Source organism: Prevotella sp. oral taxon 317 str. F0108 (assembly GCF_000162415.1).
Lineage (GTDB): Bacteria > Bacteroidota > Bacteroidia > Bacteroidales > Bacteroidaceae > Prevotella > Prevotella conceptionensis.
This window is the reverse complement of record NZ_GG740072.1, coordinates 125,180-144,405: the sequence shown is the minus strand read 5'-3', so window position 1 is coordinate 144,405 and position 19,226 is coordinate 125,180. Positions and strand designations below refer to the sequence as shown.

The following is a 19,226-nucleotide window of genomic DNA, read 5'->3' as shown; positions in this document are numbered from 1 at the left end:
TAGGCTAATAATCTTCTTTATTTTCAGATATAGCAAACAGGATTCTGTATCCAACACCTGTCCCAAAGAAAGTCATAATATTATCAACTCGTTTTGTACGAGAAATCCACTGTACACCAAAATGTTTACCATCCCCCACAAAATTTGTTGGTTTACCATAATGTCTAGTAAGTCCTGCTTCAATGGCATCTAATTCGCTCGTATTAAAAACGACCGAACTATTTAGAACTTCTTTAACAGCAATGATAGCATATATTCGTCCACCTTGAACTGCAACATTAACATAATCTACCCCTATACCAAATACGCTATTATAACTTGGATCATCAATAGTATAAATTGTTTGCGCATCAACCTGCTTAACATACTTTACTTTCCCGAGAATTGCAGTAATTGGCATACCAATGTCTATCCCTTTGAATGACGGATTACTTTCTAAATCATCAAGGCTTTGAGCCGACACGTCACATAAACAAATAATGCTAAAGAACGTAATTAGAATCTTTTTCATGTTTATAGTTATCTGCTTAAATTGGCATTCCTTATTTCCTTCTCATACTTTTTCCTATGTTGTCGTAATTCTTTTAACAGTTTAGACGCTTTTGTTGAGCCACGCTTTTTTGCAAGCTTATAATAATCTCTAGCCGTATCGAATAAATTCCATTTTTCGTAAACCTTACCTGCGACCATATAGATTTGAGCACTGCAATAACTCGTACTAAGTGCCAATTGGATTTCATGTAAACAATCGTTAAGTCTATCAGTCTGAAAATATTGGTTAGCATTGTTACAAAACTGTAAAAAATAGTTACATAGTGCTTCCGTTGCATCAGAATTATTAGCCTCTTTAGCATAAACCAAATCTTTGATTCCATCGTACTTATCTCCCAACTCCATTAAGCTCATTCCTCGAAGATAATACAAAGGCGAATATATCCAATACTGTCGCTTATAAAATCTAATATGACTAAAAATATCGTCTATCCTATTTTTGCATTCCCGATATTCTCCCCTATTATATTTTTCAAACAGATCTGTCACTATTGGTTTCATCTCGTCAGCCAATCTTCGATCTACTGCATTGGCATCTCTAACAGCATTCATATGCGCCATCATGACGTCTGTGTCATAAATGTCACTAACAGGCAGTTCTACATACTGGGAAAACATGGGAAGTTTACCCATAAGCAAAAAACAAAAAACAATGAAAACCTTCATATCAAAAATAAGTTGTCTTTCTCCCAAGAAGACCATTATATTATAAAGTTGTTCATACCACATATACAGAAAAAGCGTGGGAGTCTAACTGTCACCCGTCCCACACTCTGAGGCTCTCGCGTTGCCCATTACAGTCTGAACGAGCAACGCAGAAGCCCACGCCGATATGTATAACGCCACAAAGCCTTAATTTAACATTAAGGAATCATGCGGACATAACATATCCATGAGCATCTACCGTTGCCTTGTCTTTGACTGTAATTGAAACTTGCGAGATTTCAGAGTGTCAAGAACAAAGCGCTAAGTAAACGCCTAATCCATAATAGATCCCCACCTCAAAACTCTGCTTACACAGGAAATTGAGAATAGGGACAATGCAAAGTTAGCATATTTTTCCAACACGCCAACCTTATTGTATAAAAATATTTAATAAAAGTCTATTTATCTCATCATAGCAACACTAGCGTACATGTTGTACACAGCTTTCATTAGTACAGCATTCATATATTCCTAGTAGCCTCAGTGGGATTCAAACGTTTCTATTGAACTGCAATTAAGCTTTACTAAAGAGGGTCACATAACAATAAGAACACAATAAATAGCGAAACGATTAACGTACTCTTACATCTGTGCTTTTATAATTAGGTGTACTGAAGTAAGGGCAATTTGCCTTTAATATATAGAAAAAGGACATGCTATAAGCAGACGACACATAGAAACATTCGGTTTATTTCCGCTCTCTTTCAACCTCACGTTTAAAGAAATCTTCGAGCTTTTCTTCCCCATAAGTTGGTGCTTGCATGTTCATAGCCATTGCCGTAAGGAAGAATTCTAGTGGGCCATACGTTTTGGCAGGAGTAAACAAACGAAGGAGAAAGAGCGTGGAGCGGCGCACAATGTCGGGCAAATGACGAACGCGAGGCTGATGCCCATAGGCACGTAATGCCAATTCGGCAATCGCGTTATGTGTCAACACGTCGGGTCCACCTATGTTAAGTTCGTGCTGCTGGCTATGCAAAGCATCTACAACAGCCCGCGCCAAATCGGCCCCATGAATGGGATTCATGCGCAACATGCCATCGCCAAAAAGCCAAACACTACCTCCTTTTGCCATTTTTAGAAAATCGCGCATGTCAGAAAAGAACCCCGTTGGGCGAACAATACAATAATCTAACCCAGAGTTTTTCAGGTAGTCGCCCAATCGTTCCTTAGCCTCGCAAATCTTCAAGTGCCGCATATTTGCGCCATTAAACACCGAAACGTAGATAAAACGTTTCACTCCACTGCGTTTAGCCTCGTCAACGAGGTTGGCATTGGCCTGGAAATCAACATCCATATAGGTCATGCCGTCCTTCTGCCGAGTGATACCCACCGTACTAATCACCACGTCTATGTCTTCGCAAACGCCCTTTAAAGTGTCTGCCTGCGTAACCTCGCCCACCCTTACATCAACATTCGGCGAAACCGATTGCATGCGCGACGGATTGCGCACAATCACGCGCGTTGAGTAGTTTCGCCGTTGCAATTCGCGCAATACGAAACTTCCCAAATAGCCCGTTGCACCAGCTAATAGAACGCGACAGCCTTCCGCAGCCTGCAATGGTGTGTTGTCTGCTTGCTCAACCATCACTTAAAAACTTTCGAAGGGACTTAAATTCCTGCGCCTAAGTTGGGATTATCCTGCCCTTCGGGCGTGTTGTTGATGGGTGTTGTGGGCGTTGTAGACTGGTCAGACAGGTCAGACTGTTTAGACAAGCCAGACAAGTCAGATGAAGTTTCCGTTTCATCTTGCGTGCCAACCTCCACCGCATCGGCCTCCATCGCCTCGCATTCGGCCTGCTGTTGTGCCTCAATTCGTGCCACTTGTCGGTGTATGTTCATTATCTTAAAGGCGTTGGCACATTCCACTACGCCATAAAACACCATAGCCCAACCAAGGAAAAGCAAGGGGGCAGAGGCTATCCACGAGGGCTTGAAGAGGGCAATGAGCCCCACAACAAACACAAACGAGGGCATGAGCCAAAAATAAAGGCTCAGTTTAGAGAGCTTAACCACACTGGCCAAGGTTACATATTGCCCCACGGCACCGAAGATAAGAATGGCACCGAAGATGTAAACCATCCAATTAACCACAAGGTTGGGGAACGCAGCCAATACAACGCCCAGCACAAGACTGCCAATACCAACTACGGGGAACGTGGGTTTGTTTAGCGAAATGGGCCTTCCCTCTACGTCGACAGCAGCCGTAGGCTTGGCGTTTCGGTTCACCAAGTAGACGATACACGAGATTAAGCCCGATATAATGAATAACACGCCGATGATAATGGTTATCCACGTCACCGTGTCTTCACGGTATTTAATTAGCAATAGTCCCATCACAACGGCGATGATGGCACGGATAAAAGCTGTTTGAACTGTCTTCATATCTCATTATTTTATATACACCTGGATGGTATGTGGCAGGTTCTGTCAACTTAGAGACTATCTGCAAGCATGTGTTGCTGTTTGCTTTCTCGTTGCTCGAAAAGTATTGGAACGCTCCATTACCCGACTACAAAAATACAAACTATCTTTTGTCGGTGCAATATTTTTATTTACTTTTGTGCGGTGTTTGTGACAAAGGGCATACAAAGGTCGGCACTTAGGCTAACCGAACACGCCCGATGAAAAAGCAGAAAGCAACCCTTTTTCGCACAAACTTGTAAACGGATTATGCGCAAATTGGACATAAACGTCTAAACTTTCGCGCCAAACTTACATGCTCATAAACTCAAAACCCCACAAACTAAATAGATGACAACCCTTTTACTGGTGCGCCACGGCGAGACTGTGGCCAACGCCAACCAAATACTTCAAGGCCAAACGCAAGGCGAACTGAACGAAACGGGCGTGGCACAAGCCGAAAAGTTGGCTCGCGAACTTAGCGATACGCCCATCGATGCCTTTATAAGTAGCGACCTGCAACGCGCCGAACACACGTGCAGTATTATTGCTGCGCCCCACAACAAACCTTTCTGCACCACCCCACTATTGCGCGAACGCGATTGGGGCGGTTTCACTGGCGCATTTATCCCCAGCTTAAAAGACAAGGTTTGGCCCGAAGATGTGGAGTCGCTAACGGCCATCAAGCATCGCGCCCGCCTCTTTCTCGACATGATTGCCCAACGCTACCCCAACCAAACGGTGCTAGCCGTGGGCCACGGCATCATCAATAAGGCCATACAAAGCGTGTTCTACAACAAGGAAATGCACGAAGTGGAGAAGATGGGGAATGCGGAAGTGAGGGTGTTAAAGGTGAAAAGGTGAAAAGGTGAAAAGGTGAAAGGGTGAAAAGGTGAAAAGGTGAAAAAATGGCTAACGCCATCAAGGCATTCGGCTTAACTCTAAAGGTGAAAGGGTGAAAGGGTGAAAGGGTGAAAAGGTGAAAAAATGGCTAACGCCAACAAGGCATTTGACTTAACTCTAAAGGTGAAAGGGTGAAAGAGTGAAAAGGTGAAGAAATGGCTAACGCCATCAAGGCATTTGACTTAACTCTAAAGGTGAAAGGGTGAAAGAGTGAAAAGGTGAAAAAATGGCTAACGACAACAAGGCATTGGGCTTAACTCCTTAACTCCATAACTCCATAACTCCTAAAAATAGCAACCACTCCGCAACAAGGAATCTAGCTTAACTCCATAGCTCCTTAACTCCTAAAAATAGCAACCACTCCGCAACAAGGCATTTGGCTTAACTCCTTAACTCCATAACTCCTTAACTCCTAAAATGAACTCCTTAACTCCTAAAATGAGCTCCTTAACTCCTTAAATAATTAACCAGTCAGCATCAACTTGCATCACTACCAACTTTGTTTGTGAGGCTACTAGCAACAAAGACTGACACTACAAGCGGTTTGTAGTGCGACTACAAGCGGCTTGTAGCGTGGCTACAAGTAGTTTGTAGTGTGACTACAAGCCACTTGTACTCGCTGTACAAGATAGCTTGTACTGCATTGGTTGCAACAAAACGTATTGAACAAACATAATTACAACAGCCAACATACTTGTCAAACACGGTTTTGAAGCCCTCAAACCACCCTTCAATCTGTGCCTTACAACACAATTGGAAAAGCACATCATTCCACTTTCCCTTTGGAGAGAGGTTGGGTATAAAGCCTGTTATGGACAGCGTTGAGGCTCTTTATTCCACCTGATTCTTCGGCCAATTCACCAAAAACAATTTGCTTTTGGCTCGTGTGAAAGCTGTGTACAACCAATGTAAGTAATCAGAACGCGACGTGTCTTCTGGCACATAGCCTTGATCAAGAAACACATGTTCCCATTGTCCGCCCTGTGCCTTGTGGCAAGTAACGGCGTAAGCGAATTTCACCTGCAAAGCATTGAAGAAGGCATCATTCTTTACCATCTTCATTCTATCGGCCTTCAAAGGAATATCAGCGTAATCGTTCAACACATTATTATATAGTGCCTCGTTTTGCTGAGCCGTGAGCGCAGGCGACTCAGAAAGCAAACTATCTAACACAACCGTTACTTGCAATTCTTCGTTCTCGTAGTCAGTAAGCTGCAACCACACATCGGCAAAGCGCAAGCCGTGAGCCCTTTGTTCGTTTCTCACCCGCAGCACGCGCGCCCTGTCGCCATTGGCAAGAAAGCCAATAGTGCTCCGTTCTTTCTCCATCCAATGGTAATTGTTCTTCACCACCATCAGCAAATCGCCCGTGGTAAGCAGTTCTTCGCGGCCAAGCACCGTGTTTCTGATGCCTTGGTTAAAAACGTTCGCCCGCTTGTTGCTGCGTGTCACCACAATGGTTTCGTCCATTCCCACCTCTGCATAGCTGGTGTTGAGCGTCTCGATAAGCTCGTCGCCAGGAACAATTTGCAAGTCGGCGAACCCCTCCAAGCGTATTCGTGGCAACAGCGTGTCTTCATCGCGCCCCATCAGTTGGCGCAAACAAGTGGCGTTAAACAAGATGCCGCTAGCCGATTGCTGCCTTACCACCTCGTTTAAGTCGCATGCAAACACCTCCATTCCATAGCCTTGCATAAACTGTGTGTCGAGTGCAGGACTCTGTTCTTCGCCCACTGGCGGCAGCTGAGCTTGGTCGCCGATGAGCACAAGACGGCAATTGCGCCCGGCATAAACATATCGCACAAGGTCGTCGAGCAGTCGTCCGCTGCCAAAAGCGACCTCTGCCCCACCTCCGTTGGCCACCATCGAGGCCTCGTCCACCATAAACAGCGTGTCGGCATGCAGGTTATCGTTCAGGTTATACTCGCCCCCAACGCCGGCAAAGGCACGCAACCGGTAAATCTTACGATGGATGGTAAAGGCCGCATGCCCGCCACTGTTTAGCGAAAACACCTTGGCCGCACGCCCCGTTGGTGCCATCAGCACCGTTTTTTGTCCCAACAACCCCAACGCTCGCACAAAAGCACCAGCCAAAGAACTCTTTCCCGTACCCGCACTTCCGCGCATCAGCATCAGCGAATGGGGATTTCTGTGCGCCAGAAAACGGGCGAAAAGGCGTATGGCCGACGACTGCTCGTCTGTTGGCGTATGGCCGAAACATTGCGTTAGGCGAAGGGTTATCTCATCGGTTATCATTGTTTTTTGATTTCTTAAACACCAAGTTTGCAAACATTTTTGTAATTTTGCAGGAGCGTTGTGCTAGGCTTGTCCTTGTTACGGCGTACCCAACACAACGGAATGCAAAGTTAGGAAAAGTATCCCGAACACCGAATGAAAGTAAACATTAATTACATCTTGGCGTTTTGCGCAGTAGTATTGCTGGCCCTATGCGTGCTAAGCATCGTCCGCGCCGCCGCTTAAACCCCACCCAAAGCCATGCAGGAGACTGCCCCCGACCTACATATACAGCAAACGCGACTGGTGATACGCGCCACACGCAACACGCTTTCCTTCGCCGCAGTTGACCCTACGGTGCAGACAAACTTGTTTTTCGAACCCTATACCGTTCGTAGCGGCATCTCTGTTGCGGCCAACTTACGCGAGGCTTTCAAGACATCCACCCTGCTACTTCGTGGTTACAAGCGTGCCAACCTGTTGGTAGATACGCCCGTTATGCTTGTTCCCATCGACGAGTTCCAAGAGGAAGACGTGCGACAGCTATACCATCGCACGATGGTTTTGGCCGATGCCGACACCATGATGCACCATGTGCTGCCCGATCTCAATGCGGTGGCAGCCTTCGCCGTGAACAAAGACCTTAAATTAGTGGTTGACGACCACTTTGCCGACGTGCGCATAACGCCGCTGATGAAAGGTGTGTGGACACATTTACACCGCCGTAGCTTTACGGGAAGTAGGCGCAAGCTATACGCTTACTTCCATGACAAGCGCCTAGAAGTGTTCTCGTTTGGCAAGAACAGGTTTAAATTTAGCAACGCTTTCGACACCAACAGCTCGCGCGATGCCGTATATTTCATCCTTTATGTGTGGAAACAGCTGGGGTTCGACAGCATGCAAGACGAGCTGCACCTTTCGGGCGACATTCCCGACAAGGAGTGGACGAAGACTGCACTGCTGGAGTTTGTGAAGAAAACATACGTGGCCAACCCCGTGGCCGACTTCAATCGCGCGTCCATCACAGCCATTGAAGGACTGCCCTACGACCTTATGACCATCTTCGTTAGGGGCGTTAAAGAGGGCGTAAGATAAGCTTTCCCCAATAACCACGCCCCATTCACCCAAACAAACCCACCCATCATGCGCATCATTACCGGACTATATAAAGGCAGGCACTTCGACATTCCTCGCTCGTTTAAGGCCCGACCCACAACCGACTTCGCCAAAGAAAACATCTTTAACGTGCTAAACGCATACGTAGATTTTGAGGATGCCACGGCATTAGACCTCTTTGCAGGCACGGGCAGCATCTCGCTAGAACTGCTTTCAAGGGGATGTGCCAACGTGGTGAGCGTGGAAACCGACCGCGAACACGCCAACTTCATTCGCCAATGCACCACAAAACTGGGCACAGACAAAAGTTTGCTTATCCGTGGCGACGTGTTTCGGTTCATCAAAAGCTGCCGCCAACAGTTCGATTTCATCTTTGCCGACCCGCCATACGCCTTACCCGAATTGGAGAAAATCCCCGATTTGATTTTCCAACACCAATTACTTAAACCCGACGGCGTGTTTGTTTTCGAGCACGGAAAAGGCAACGACTTCTCCCAACATGCCCATTTCGTGGAACATCGGGCATACGGTAGTGTCAATTTTAGCTTGTTTAAGGCGGGAGAAGAAAGCGAGTAACCCCCACCTCATTCAGCTTTCATGATGGCACTTTCGGCCTCTTTGCGGACATTTCGCACAGATTTGGACGTCTTTTTACCATAGTCCACACTCCAAATCATCTTCAATGTGGCGTATTGGTTATGCCAATCGCTTTGCCTTTCACCATGATAGGCATACACGCCTGCGAACAAATCGGTTGTAGTTACATTGCGTCTGATGAAGAGGTTAGAGCAATTCAACTCTACACCAATATTATTATGGTTCCAAGACAAAGCAATATCGTAGAGCCATCCCGTTTTTACCAGCTTATGATTATCAACCAATTGGCGTTCGGGCGTTTTGACTGATGCCGAAAAAGCGAAATCGTTTACGTAACAATTGGCTTCAAGTGCAGCACTCCACTTTGTGTGTTGCAATTGTGTTCCGCCCCTCAGCACATTCCTTTCCCAATTGGCATCCACCTTTACATTAAACATTTTTGAAGGCCGATAAGTAGTAGAAAACGAGCAAGAAGGGGCATGATAGCGCGTGTCGCTTCTAAAAGTATTCACCATTTTATCGCCCTCGGCATGGTAATCGTTGGTTATAATATGATTGGCAAACAGGTAGCTAGCCGATACATTCATGGCCAAACGCGAGAAAGTTAAGCCATACGTTAGTCGGGGAGAATATAAAATGGAGTTGTGCATGTCGGGATTGCCGCGCCTAAGCATCACCCTATCCACTTGTTGAGTTACATAATTCACCGTGTTTAAAGTGGGATAAGTGTTTCCTAGTTTAAGTTCGGCGCGCAATAGTTGCACATCCGACAGGCGGTTAGCCACCGAAAAGCTCAGGCGAGGCGTAACATGCGTTATGCCATCGTAGCCTTTTAACCGATAGTTTAGGTACGAAAGGCCAGGTTTGAAGTCGAAAAACAATCGCCCCACACGCTGCGTATAGTCAACAAACAATATCGTTTCAGACGAGCGCAAGCGTTGCCACACAGGCAAAAGGTTGTGATAGTGCGACTTGCTAAGCCTTAAATATTCAGACAAACTGAACGACAAGCTGTTGCCATGTTTTAATTTAAGGTTGTAATACACGCCCAATCGCGAGTACAGATAGTTCTCCGTAACGTCCGACTTGTATGTATCTCCACCCTCCACGTTATTATTAAGATAGTGGTTTCGCGAATAATAACCATCGTAAACCGTTTCTATTGATTGGTTTTCGCCTATTTTCCATGTTCCATAGAGAAACAATTCGGGGCGCAGACTACGCTCGCCACCACTTTGGAGCGTAGCCAACCGCCCTGTTATCGGCCCAGTATAATACCATTCGCCCTCCTTATTCTCAAATGTTCGCATATAGTTCAGCCCTCCCTTAATCATCCAAGTGGCTCGGTCTTTCATTCTGCTCACACTGCATTGGGCATACTTGTTAATGCTTAAAGTTGAGCGTTCGGGCAACACGCCCATTCTATCAACATCGCCACTAGCAAGCGAAAAATGTTCGCTCTCTATGATATGGTTTCGCGGTTGCTGTATGGCGTAGCCTGCCCAAGCGTTGAAATTGGTGTTCTTCACCGAAAATTTAGACACGGCGTTATAGTCGCCTTGCAAAAAGCCAAGGCCTTGCAGCGCATCGATCTGCGTGTATCCGCCATGCGTTAAGCGTTTGGTAACGAAGTTTAAGGCGGCAACATCCTTGGCATACTTACCCGTTGGCATGTCGATATACTCCACCTTAACCACATCTCTCGGCCGTAAGGCTCGCACTTCGCGTACATCCACCTCGCGTCCATCTATATAAAGTGTAGCTCCACCTGCGGGTGTGTTCACCTTAAAGGTTTTCCGGTCTACGCTAACGCCAGGTATCATAAGGTTTCGCACAAGGTCGTAGCCCGTGTGTGCATGCTTACGTTGTTCGGTTGTGGGCATAGCCACGATGCGATCGGCCTCGCGTGTAAGGTGTTTTGCAATTACGTTCACCTCCGCCAAAGTCTTTTCGCTCGTCACACTGTCTGCGTTCTCTGTTGGTGTAGCCACTTGTGCGCGCATATTTACTGGTGCCAAAAGGAGAGAAAGCAAAAACAGGCGCCAACATTTTCTCCCCAACAACAATCTATGAACCATATTCTCCATCATACCTTTAAAATAAATGAACAAACGATAAGGTTATTTTCCAAAACCATAGCCTTTGCAAATATAATCAAAATAGAAGAAAAAAGGAAACGAAGCATTGACTAACAACACTAATTAACGATAGCAACAAGATTGGTTTTAGCTGCCCATAATAGTTAGCCTAGTTGGGCTTATCGGGCTAGCCTCACTAAAACAACTAGATAAACAACATAAACTAGCCAGACCAAAAGAACTACTCCCCGCCCCCTATAACCACCCCCTCTAATCCCCCCGCACCAACAAATAGGGCGTAAGCTGTTTGCTCATGATGGTTTTTATTGCTAACTTTGTGCAAAAATACAAACCCAAACAACTTATGAACAACAAAACGCTGATTGTGGGGGCTTGCCTGGCAGTAGTAGGCAGCCTTAACGCCCAAACCAAGGATGGTGGAATATCCTTGCAAATGCTGCAACAGATACAGCAAAACGGTAAACAAACCACGGCCGAAAGAGCCATTGCTAATGCCATTGCCACCAATTCTATCGACGAGTTGGCACGCACGCCACAAAGTCGCGCCGACGTTGACGCATATTTTAGCGTGGAAACGCCCAAACAAAACATACACAACCAAAAGAGCTCGGGAAGATGTTGGATGTTTACAGGCCTGAATGTGCTCAGAGCCGACTTTGCCTTGCGCAGCGATTCGCTAACGGTCGAGTATTCGCACGCTTACCTCTTTTTCTACGACCAGCTAGAAAAAGCAAACCTCATGCTGCAAAGTGTGGTAGACTGTGCCAAGAAACCCATCAACGACCCCGAAGTGCAATTCTTCTTTAAGCATCCGCTTAACGATGGTGGAACATTCTGTGGCGTGGCCGACTTGGCCGAAAAATATGGCCTTGTACCCAAAAGTGTGATGCCCGAAACCTATTCGAGCGAGAACTCTAGCCGCATGTCGAAGTTGATTTCGTCGAAGTTGCGCGAGTTTGGACTTGAACTTCGCAAGATGGTTGCTGCCAAAGCGAAGCCTACACAGATACAAGAACGCAAGACACAGATGCTTGCCACGGTGTATAAGATGCTTGCCTTGACATTGGGCGAACCCGTTAAGGCGTTCCAATACGCCTTTAAGAACAAGGATGGTAAGGCCATTACGCCCGTTGAAACCTATACGCCGAAACAATTTTACGACAAAACGGTGGGCCGTTCGCTTAACGACAACATCATCATGGTGATGAACGACCCCCGAAACGCCTATTATAAGGTGTACGAAGTGAAACACGACCGCCACACCTACGACGGACATAACTGGCGTTACCTAAATCTTCCTATGGAAGAAATACATAAGATGGCCATCGCATCGCTTAAAGCCGGGCATAAGATGTACAGCTCTTATGATGTGGGCAAGCAGCTAGACCGCAGCAAAGGTTATCTAGACGTTAACAACTTTGACTACGGACCACTCTTCGGAACAACGTTCCCCATGAACAAAGCAGACCGCATTGCCACCTTCGACAGCGGCTCTACACACGCCATGACCTTAACGGCCGTTGACCTAGACAGCCAAGGTAAGGCATTGAAATGGGAGGTTGAAAACAGCTGGGGAGACGACAACGGACACAAGGGCTACCTCATCATGTCGAACAATTGGTTCAACGACTTCTTCTTCCGTTTGGTGGTAGACAAGCAATATGTGTCGGCCGACATACTAAAGATGGCTGCACAAGCACCAATCATGCTGTCGTACGACGACCCTGTGTTTGCGGATGACCTGTAAAAAGAGGAGTTAAGGAGTTAAGGAGTTAAGCCAATAGTTTTGTTGGCGTTGGCCATTGCATCATCTTTTAACCCTTTCTAGTTAAGAAGTTGAGCCAATAGCTTTACGATAAGGGAACAAGCTAACCAAGGGTATTTGTTCATGACAGCAAGGCATTTGGCTTAACTCCTTAACTCCATAACTCCTTAACTCCATAACTCCTTAACTCCTTCAAGACATTTGGCTTAACTCCTTAACTTCTTAACTCCTTAACTCCTCACAAAGGATACTCCTCAAAGGCATACAGCACCGTTGAGAGATAGCGTTCGCCCGTGTCGGGCAACAAAGTAACGATGCGCTTGCCTGCGTTTTCGGGGCGTTTAGCCAGTTGTGCCGCGGCAAAGGCGGCTGCTCCCGACGAAATACCAGCCAACACACCCTCTTGTTGGGCCAATTGCCTGCCCGTACGTATCGCATCGTCGTTGCTCACCTGCACCACTTCGTCTACCACATTGCCATTATACGTTTTGGGAACAAAGCCTGCACCGATGCCTTGTATCTTGTGCGGACCTGGCTTTCCGCCACTCAGCACGGGCGAATCAGCAGGTTCAACAGCCACGATACGCACGTTGGGGTTTTTCTCTTTCAGGTATTTTCCAACGCCCGACACCGTACCGCCTGTACCCACACCAGCAACAAACACATCTACTTGTCCGCTCGTATCGGCCCAAATCTCGCGTGCCGTAGTCTCGTAATGCCGTTCGGGGTTAGCTAGGTTCTCAAATTGTTGCAGTATAACTGCCCCAGGAATTTCCTCCCTTAGTTGTTGCGCCATTTCTATTGCCCCCTTCATGCCATCTTTTCCTGGTGTAAGTTTCACCTGCGCACCGTATGCCTTCACCAAGTTTCGTCGCTCAACGCTCATCGTTTCGGGCATGGTAAGTATGAGTTGGTAGCCCTTTACGGCAGCCACAAGTGCCAAGCCCACACCCGTATTACCGCTAGTAGGTTCGATAATGGTTGCCCCTGGTTTCAGCACGCCACTGCGTTCGGCATCCTCAATCATAGCCAGCGCAATACGATCTTTCACACTTCCGCCAGGGTTAAAACTCTCTATCTTTGCCACGATGGGCGTTTGAAGGTTGTTAGAAACCGAAAACTTACCAAGTTCCAACAACGGGGTGCCTCCGATTAGCTCGGTCAGCTGTTTTGCGATATGTGCCATACGCTCTATATTCTTTTGTGATTAATAATCTTTTTCACGATGCAAAGTTACGAAGAAACGCAAAGGCGTGCAATCGCATAAGTGTGGTATATTTGTGCCAACACACTCGAACGAGGGGAACAGCTATGCGAGAAGGCAGCCCATTTCCCACAAATCTGTAAAATTTTCAGCGCATTTTTTAACATTATGAGTGGCGTTTTCGGCCACCAACCGCCCACCCGACCGCAAAAATCCAATTCTCGTGAAGGTTTGTTTGGATGCAAAAAGGGGACAGTTGTGGATGCCGACAAAATGAATACGCATTGCATAAAACCGCAGTTTGCACCATACTTTGTGCTATTTGCTGCTAAATGTAGTGCATTTTGGTGCTAAATGCAGTGTGTTTTGGTGCTAAACACAGTGCGTTTTGGTGCTAAATGCAATGCGTTTTGGTGCTAAATGCAGTGCGTTTTGGTGCTAAATGCAGTGCAAAATGCTGCTAAATGCGAGTCGATAAGCATAAATATTCACCGCAATTGTATAGACAAAACCATTTCGAACCATTAAAAACATGGCTAAAAAGAGCAAAATACACATTAAAAAGTGGAGTTTTAGGGGCTAAAAGTGCGTTATTGGGGGAGTGAAAAACAACAATTAGGCAACCATCTAGAAAGGCAAAGTGGTGCTAAATGCACGTGACGTTCGCAAAAACGGACAAAAAGAAAAGGTGCGTAAGGCAGAAATAGCATCGATTTGCCTGCTTTGAAGCCATTTTTTTCGCTAGAATGGGGTGGCAAGCAAAGTGCAATTTGTAAAATATGTGGTATTTTTTTTTAGTTTATGAGTTTGTCAGTTTGTCAGTTGATAAGCTTGTGAGTTTAATTGATATTATTGCTATATCTAAGTCATTTAAAGTTGTGAAGAACTAACAAAGATAAGCATTTATTTGCGTGCAAAAACGTGATGCAGCTCGCAAATCACCTTAACTTTTCGTACATTTGCAGTGTTCTTTTGCACAAAGTCCGCACTCCGCATGATAATGCAAGTAGTAAGATTCAAACACCAAAAGCACGTGTCGGTGATGAAATGAAATTCGACAATAGCAGCATTCATAGTTTATAAAACTCGAACAGATAATGAAAAATCATGGTTTAGAGCAAGCTAACAATAATGAAACGCTTGTTGATAGAATAAAAGGAACCATCTATGGCCAAGCCATTGGCGACGCACTGGGCTTGGGTACAGAGGGAATGACAGACGAAGAGATGGCCTTGAACTATCCCAACAGCATCACCCATTACGGCGACATCTTTCAAGACCATCATCGCAAAAGGTGGAAAATAGGTGATTGGACCGACGACACCGACATGATGCTGTGCATTGCCAATGCCGTTATCAAGGATGAAGGAGTTAATCTGACAACTATTGCCCAAAACTTTAAGCATTGGGCGGATGGCTGTCCGATGGGCATTGGCGAAACCACACATAAGGTTTTACTCTTTGGAGACTACGTAGAAAAACCTTTTGAGGTGTCTAAGAAAATTTGGGAGATGAGCCATTGCAGAGCGGCAGCTAACGGAGGACTGATGCGAACATCGGTTGTTGGCTTGTTTCCCAAGGCAGTAGAAGTGTGTGCAGCAAATATTTGCAGGCTAACACACTACGACCCGCGTTGTGTTGGCTCGTGTGTTATCGTGTCTTTGCTGATACATAGCTTGGTTTACGAAGGCAAAGGCCTGTCTTATCACCAAATAATAGACTTGGCCAGGAAATACGACAATAGGATTATCGAGTACGTAGACCTATCGATGGACACCGATATTCGAGTGTTAGAACTACAAGATAAAAGCTCTGTTGGGTACACCTTACGCTGTTTAGCCGCAGGCCTATGGGCCTATTGGCACGCCAAATCGTTTGCAGATGGACTTTTAGCCATCGTAAGGGCAGGCGGAGATGCCGACACGAACGCGGCTGTGGCTTGCGCCATTCTGGGCGCTAAGTTTGGATATGGCACTATTCCCACGGAATACATTGATGGACTGATTTATAAAAAACAGCTTGACGACATCATTAAAGGAATAAGTTCTTTGATGCTAAGTTAAAGACTGCTATGCAGATATGCTGCCTATCTGCATTCAATCCACCAGATCTACCACTCCCCTCTCCCCTTAGAGAGGGGGATGGGGGCGAGGCCATTAACCTCCTTTCTCCATATCGCGCTTACTCTTCGACTTAGTTACAAGCCACACACCACCAAACACCAAGATGATGGCAAGGCCCTGCGCCCACTTCAACACGCCGATGCCCATCAGCACACTAACCGTTACCGACACGATGGGCTGCACATAATTGTAGATGCTAACCACCGTGGGGCGAAGTGTTTTCTGCCCAACCATGATGAGGCAATAGCAAACAAAGGTGCAAATCACCACCACGTAGGCGGTTTCGAGCCACGTAATGCCCCCTATTTGTGCCCAAGGCAAGGCGGCGACATGCGCCCCGGTAAAAGGCAAGAGCAACAACGTGGCCCAAAAGAACATCCACTTGCTGACCGTTATCACCGAATAGCGACGCACAAGGGGATTGAAAAGTGAGAGATAAAAGGCGTAAGAAAACTGCGCCGCGAGGCAAAGCAGGTCGCCTCGAATGTCGCCTTGCACACGGTTTGTGGCCGCCGCGCTAGTAAGGATAAGTATCAATGCACCACTACAACCCATCAACACGCCCGTGGCCTTCTTCCCCGTGATGGGTTCTTTTAGGATGATGGCCGAGAAAACCATCGCGAAGATAGGCATCGAGGTGGTTACGATGCTGGCATTGATGGGCGAAGTGAGGCTCAGTCCGATGGTAAAACAACATTGGTTGCACACCAATCCGAAGACGGCCGCACCCGCAAAGCGCAACACATCTTTGCGGGGCACATGCTCTTTACGGGTGAAAAGCGACGTAAGCCAAAACAATGCCGCCCCCCCTGCCACCCTAAACGACACCATCGTGATGCCATCGATGCCGTGGTTCATGGCATCTTTGCCCAAAGGAGCCATCAATCCCCAAAACAAACAGGCTAGGAACATGGCCGCATGAGCCTGCAAAGGCGGTGCGCCACCGTTGCTGCTAGGGGGTTGGCCAATGTCTTTTTGTGCGTTATCCTGCATCACGCTGTGCGTTTGTTCACTAGGCGAAGTGGACGAACTTTCGCCGATGTGTGCTTTATCCATATCTTCTTTTAGTTTTTATGGTGCAAAGTTACTCAAAATCAGAATAAAATGCGTACATTTGTAAGGCAGGTTCTTGCAAATGGTTTCGTTGCCTTTTCGGGCGATAGGGACATTTAGCAAAACGCACATTGATAGAGACGCATTAACGTTTAACAGGCCGCAAGTCTGCCACCGCATAAGCGATACGGACGAAGGCCATAACAACAAGCCTACATGGAGAAATATGCTGATTACATCAAAGAGATAGAGATAGACTCGCTATGGAGCGGAACGCGGCACATTGTGTGGCGACTGCACAAGCAAGTGAACGTGCTGAGCGGTGTGAACGGCATGGGTAAGAGCACTATTCTAAACCGAGTGGTGAAGTGTTTGCCCAAGGGGGGCGACACCACTCAAAGCCATGTGAAGGGCGTGCACATAACGATGGAGCCCGAAGACGCCACGTGCATACGCTACGACATCATCCGTTCGTTCGACCGTCCGTTGCTCAACGCCGAGATTATCGCCAAATTGGGGCTGAGCATCACTACCGAACTGGACTTTCAACTCTATCAGCTGCAACGCCGATACTTGGATTATCAAGTAGACATCGGCAATCGCATTATACATGCCTTGCAAAGTGGCGCTCCCGATGCGGCACGTGTGGCGCAGGCACATAACGAGCCCAAGCGCATGTTTCAAGACATGATTGACCGCTTGTTTGCCGAAACGGGAAAGACCATCATACGCACCGAGAACGAAGTGCGTTTCTCGCAGATTGGAGAGACGTTGCAACCTTACCAACTGTCTAGTGGCGAAAAGCAATTATTGGTGGTGCTGCTTACGGTGCTGGTTGAAGACCGTCTGCCTTTCGTTCTGTTTATGGACGAACCCGAAGTGAGCATGCACATCGAATGGCAGAAACAGCTTATCGACCTTATTTTGCAGCTTAACCCTAATGTGCAGATAATTCTTACAACGCATAGTCCGGCCGTAATAATGGACGGATGGATGGATAGGGTGACCGAAGTGAGCGATATTACCGTGGAATAGAAAGCTGGTGGATGGACGAGTTCACGAGTTGACGGGTTAACAAGTTGGCGAGTTGGCAAGTTGACGAGTTGGCAAGTTGACGAGTTGACAAGTTGACGAGTTGACAAGTTGACGAGTTGGCAAGTTGACGAGTTGGCAAGTTGGCAAGTTCACAAGTTGACAAGTTCACGAGCTCACAAGTTGACAAGGTTGCGAGCTAACAAACTAAGAGGCGAAGCCATCTTTTCACCTTTTCACCCTTTCACTTTTTCACCTTTAAAAGCCCTTTTCACCTTTAAAACATACTTCTCCATGCCCAAAGGCCTAAAAGAACACTTATCGTCTTCGTACTTCGAGGCAGCCAACAGAATGACGCCCAAAAGGGCGCGCAGGCGCATCGTGGCCTATGTTGAAAGCTACGACGACATATTCTTTTGGCGCACGGTGCTAAGCAGTTTTGAAAATGCTAACCGATATTTTGAAGTGATGTTGCCTTCGAAAGAAAACAAGTTGGAGCGGGGAAAGAAAGCCGCGCTGATGAGTTTGATTGGCGAAAAGGTGGGTAACGACATGATAGCCTGTGTGGATGCCGACTACGACTACCTGTTGCAAGGGGCATCGCCACTTTCGAAAGCCATACTGAACAACCCCTTCGTGTTCCACACCTACGCCTACTCCATCGAGAACCTGCAATGTTTCGCAGGCGGATTGCACGAGGTTTGCGTGGCCGCCACACTGAACGACCATTTTGTTTTCGACTTCCCCGACTTCTTTGCGCGTTACTCGCGTATTGTGTTCCCACTCTTCGTTTGGAACATTTGGCACTATCGCACGGGGCGTTATGGCGAATTTACAATCACCGACTTTAACAGAATGATTGACTTCGGCAGGTTTTCGTTTCATCGTACCGAAGAACAGTTGGGTAAACTGCAAAGCAGGGTTGACCATAAGCTGCGACAACTGCGTCAACGTCATCCCAACGCCAAGGCTAGCTGGATTGAGGTGAAAGCCGACTTGCTTAGGTTGGGCGTTACACCCGAAACCACCTATTTATATATACAAGGTCATCATCTGGCCGACACACTAGTAATTCCTATGCTTATGCGCGTGTGCGAATATCTTGTGCGCGAACGCGAAATGGAAATCCGTCAACAAAGCGTGCATTCCACACAGATGCGAAACGAGCTGGCATCTTATGCCCATAGCGTGGCAGACATGGCACCAATGCTGAAGAAGAGTAAGGTGTATGTGGATGCTGCTCCATTTCTACAAATAAAGAAAGATGTGGAGGAGTTTTTGGAGAAGAGTGAAAAACAAGTGACGAGTTGATGAGGGTGTGAGTTTATAAGTTTGTGAGTTTGTAAGTTTGTAAGTTTGTGAGCTTGTGAGCTTGTGAGCTTGTGAGTTTATGAGCTTGTGAGTTGATGAGTTTGTGAGCTTGTGAGTTTATGAGTTTG

Annotated in this window: 15 protein-coding genes; 7 read left to right on the top strand and 8 right to left on the bottom strand. The window is 46.7% G+C overall.

Annotated elements, in window-relative coordinates:
- Positions 1-4: 4 nt before the first annotated feature.
- The 4 genes from HMPREF0670_RS00480 to HMPREF0670_RS00465 all read right to left on the bottom strand — a co-directional run bounded on the left by HMPREF0670_RS00480 (position 5) and on the right by HMPREF0670_RS00465 (position 3,642).
- Positions 5-511 (bottom strand): hypothetical protein, encoded by a 507-nt coding sequence (locus tag HMPREF0670_RS00480; protein WP_009229203.1) that lies wholly within the window; start codon positions 509-511, stop codon positions 5-7.
- 8 nt (positions 512-519) lie between these two features.
- Positions 520-1,245, bottom strand: coding sequence for a hypothetical protein (locus HMPREF0670_RS00475; protein WP_157579492.1), 726 nt, complete (start codon positions 1,243-1,245; stop codon positions 520-522).
- A gap of 700 nt (positions 1,246-1,945) precedes the next feature.
- Positions 1,946-2,845: an SDR family oxidoreductase gene (locus HMPREF0670_RS00470; protein ID WP_009229201.1), complete on the bottom strand. Its 900-nt coding sequence runs from the start codon at positions 2,843-2,845 to the stop codon at positions 1,946-1,948.
- Positions 2,846-2,868: 23 nt separating this feature from the next.
- Positions 2,869-3,642 carry an HdeD family acid-resistance protein gene (locus HMPREF0670_RS00465; protein ID WP_009229200.1) on the bottom strand — a complete coding sequence of 258 codons (774 nt, stop codon included), beginning with the start codon at positions 3,640-3,642 and terminating at the stop codon, positions 2,869-2,871.
- A gap of 369 nt (positions 3,643-4,011) precedes the next feature.
- Here HMPREF0670_RS00465 and HMPREF0670_RS00460 point away from each other — a divergent pair, with 369 nt between their 5' ends.
- Positions 4,012-4,524 carry a histidine phosphatase family protein gene (locus HMPREF0670_RS00460; protein ID WP_009229199.1) on the top strand — a complete coding sequence of 171 codons (513 nt, stop codon included), beginning with the start codon at positions 4,012-4,014 and terminating at the stop codon, positions 4,522-4,524.
- Positions 4,525-5,394: 870 nt separating this feature from the next.
- Here the strand turns inward: HMPREF0670_RS00460 and HMPREF0670_RS00455 are convergent.
- The gene (locus HMPREF0670_RS00455; protein ID WP_009229198.1) at positions 5,395-6,819 is read right to left on the bottom strand and encodes an ATP-dependent RecD-like DNA helicase; all 1,425 of its coding nucleotides are present in this window, start codon (positions 6,817-6,819) and stop codon (positions 5,395-5,397) included.
- Positions 6,820-7,059: 240 nt separating this feature from the next.
- On the opposite strand from HMPREF0670_RS00455, the gene HMPREF0670_RS00450 reads away from it, so the two are divergent.
- Positions 7,060-7,893, top strand: a complete 834-nt coding sequence (locus HMPREF0670_RS00450) for a DUF3822 family protein (protein WP_009229197.1) — start codon at positions 7,060-7,062, stop codon at positions 7,891-7,893.
- A gap of 48 nt (positions 7,894-7,941) precedes the next feature.
- On the top strand, positions 7,942-8,490 hold the full coding sequence (gene rsmD, locus HMPREF0670_RS00445) for a 16S rRNA (guanine(966)-N(2))-methyltransferase RsmD (protein WP_009229196.1): 549 nt from the start codon (positions 7,942-7,944) through the stop codon (positions 8,488-8,490).
- Between the two features lie 8 nt (positions 8,491-8,498).
- Here the strand turns inward: rsmD and HMPREF0670_RS00440 are convergent, their stop codons facing one another.
- Positions 8,499-10,529 carry an outer membrane beta-barrel family protein gene (locus tag HMPREF0670_RS00440; protein WP_232213827.1) on the bottom strand — a complete coding sequence of 677 codons (2,031 nt, stop codon included), beginning with the start codon at positions 10,527-10,529 and terminating at the stop codon, positions 8,499-8,501.
- Between the two features lie 424 nt (positions 10,530-10,953).
- Between HMPREF0670_RS00440 and HMPREF0670_RS00435 the strand changes: the two genes are divergently transcribed.
- Positions 10,954-12,357 (top strand): C1 family peptidase, encoded by a 1,404-nt coding sequence (locus HMPREF0670_RS00435; protein WP_044077804.1) that lies wholly within the window; start codon positions 10,954-10,956, stop codon positions 12,355-12,357.
- A 256-nt stretch (positions 12,358-12,613) separates the two neighbouring features.
- On the opposite strand, the gene cysK is transcribed toward HMPREF0670_RS00435, so the two are convergent.
- Entirely contained in the window at positions 12,614-13,561 is a 948-nt protein-coding gene (cysK, locus tag HMPREF0670_RS00430) for a cysteine synthase A (RefSeq protein WP_009229193.1), read from the bottom strand.
- 1,115 nt (positions 13,562-14,676) lie between these two features.
- On the opposite strand from cysK, the gene HMPREF0670_RS00425 reads away from it, so the two are divergent.
- Entirely contained in the window at positions 14,677-15,642 is a 966-nt protein-coding gene (locus HMPREF0670_RS00425; protein ID WP_009229192.1) for an ADP-ribosylglycohydrolase family protein, read from the top strand.
- 93 nt (positions 15,643-15,735) lie between these two features.
- Here the strand turns inward: HMPREF0670_RS00425 and HMPREF0670_RS00420 are convergent, their stop codons facing one another.
- Entirely contained in the window at positions 15,736-16,695 is a 960-nt protein-coding gene (locus tag HMPREF0670_RS00420) for a DMT family transporter (RefSeq protein ID WP_009229191.1), read from the bottom strand.
- A 276-nt stretch (positions 16,696-16,971) separates the two neighbouring features.
- On the opposite strand from HMPREF0670_RS00420, the gene HMPREF0670_RS00415 reads away from it, so the two are divergent.
- On the top strand, positions 16,972-17,790 hold the full coding sequence (locus HMPREF0670_RS00415) for an AAA family ATPase (protein WP_009229190.1): 819 nt from the start codon (positions 16,972-16,974) through the stop codon (positions 17,788-17,790).
- A 291-nt stretch (positions 17,791-18,081) separates the two neighbouring features.
- Positions 18,082-19,098 (top strand): DUF4435 domain-containing protein, encoded by a 1,017-nt coding sequence (locus HMPREF0670_RS00410; protein ID WP_009229189.1) that lies wholly within the window; start codon positions 18,082-18,084, stop codon positions 19,096-19,098.
- The last annotated feature ends 128 nt before the right edge of the window (positions 19,099-19,226 follow it).

Coding starts and splice junctions, on each gene's coding strand:
- HMPREF0670_RS00420 (WP_009229191.1), bottom strand. CDS start 16,695: ATGCAGGATAACGCACAAAAAGACATTGGCCAACCCCCTAGCAGCAAC.
- HMPREF0670_RS00450 (WP_009229197.1), top strand. CDS start 7,060: ATGCAGGAGACTGCCCCCGACCTACATATACAGCAAACGCGACTGGTG.
- HMPREF0670_RS00415 (WP_009229190.1), top strand. CDS start 16,972: ATGGAGAAATATGCTGATTACATCAAAGAGATAGAGATAGACTCGCTA.
- HMPREF0670_RS00425 (WP_009229192.1), top strand. CDS start 14,677: ATGAAAAATCATGGTTTAGAGCAAGCTAACAATAATGAAACGCTTGTT.
- HMPREF0670_RS00460 (WP_009229199.1), top strand. CDS start 4,012: ATGACAACCCTTTTACTGGTGCGCCACGGCGAGACTGTGGCCAACGCC.
- HMPREF0670_RS00480 (WP_009229203.1), bottom strand. CDS start 511: ATGAAAAAGATTCTAATTACGTTCTTTAGCATTATTTGTTTATGTGAC.
- cysK (WP_009229193.1), bottom strand. CDS start 13,561: ATGGCACATATCGCAAAACAGCTGACCGAGCTAATCGGAGGCACCCCG.
- HMPREF0670_RS00410 (WP_009229189.1), top strand. CDS start 18,082: ATGCCCAAAGGCCTAAAAGAACACTTATCGTCTTCGTACTTCGAGGCA.
- rsmD (WP_009229196.1), top strand. CDS start 7,942: ATGCGCATCATTACCGGACTATATAAAGGCAGGCACTTCGACATTCCT.
- HMPREF0670_RS00470 (WP_009229201.1), bottom strand. CDS start 2,845: ATGGTTGAGCAAGCAGACAACACACCATTGCAGGCTGCGGAAGGCTGT.
- HMPREF0670_RS00435 (WP_044077804.1), top strand. CDS start 10,954: ATGAACAACAAAACGCTGATTGTGGGGGCTTGCCTGGCAGTAGTAGGC.
- HMPREF0670_RS00455 (WP_009229198.1), bottom strand. CDS start 6,819: ATGATAACCGATGAGATAACCCTTCGCCTAACGCAATGTTTCGGCCAT.
- HMPREF0670_RS00465 (WP_009229200.1), bottom strand. CDS start 3,642: ATGAAGACAGTTCAAACAGCTTTTATCCGTGCCATCATCGCCGTTGTG.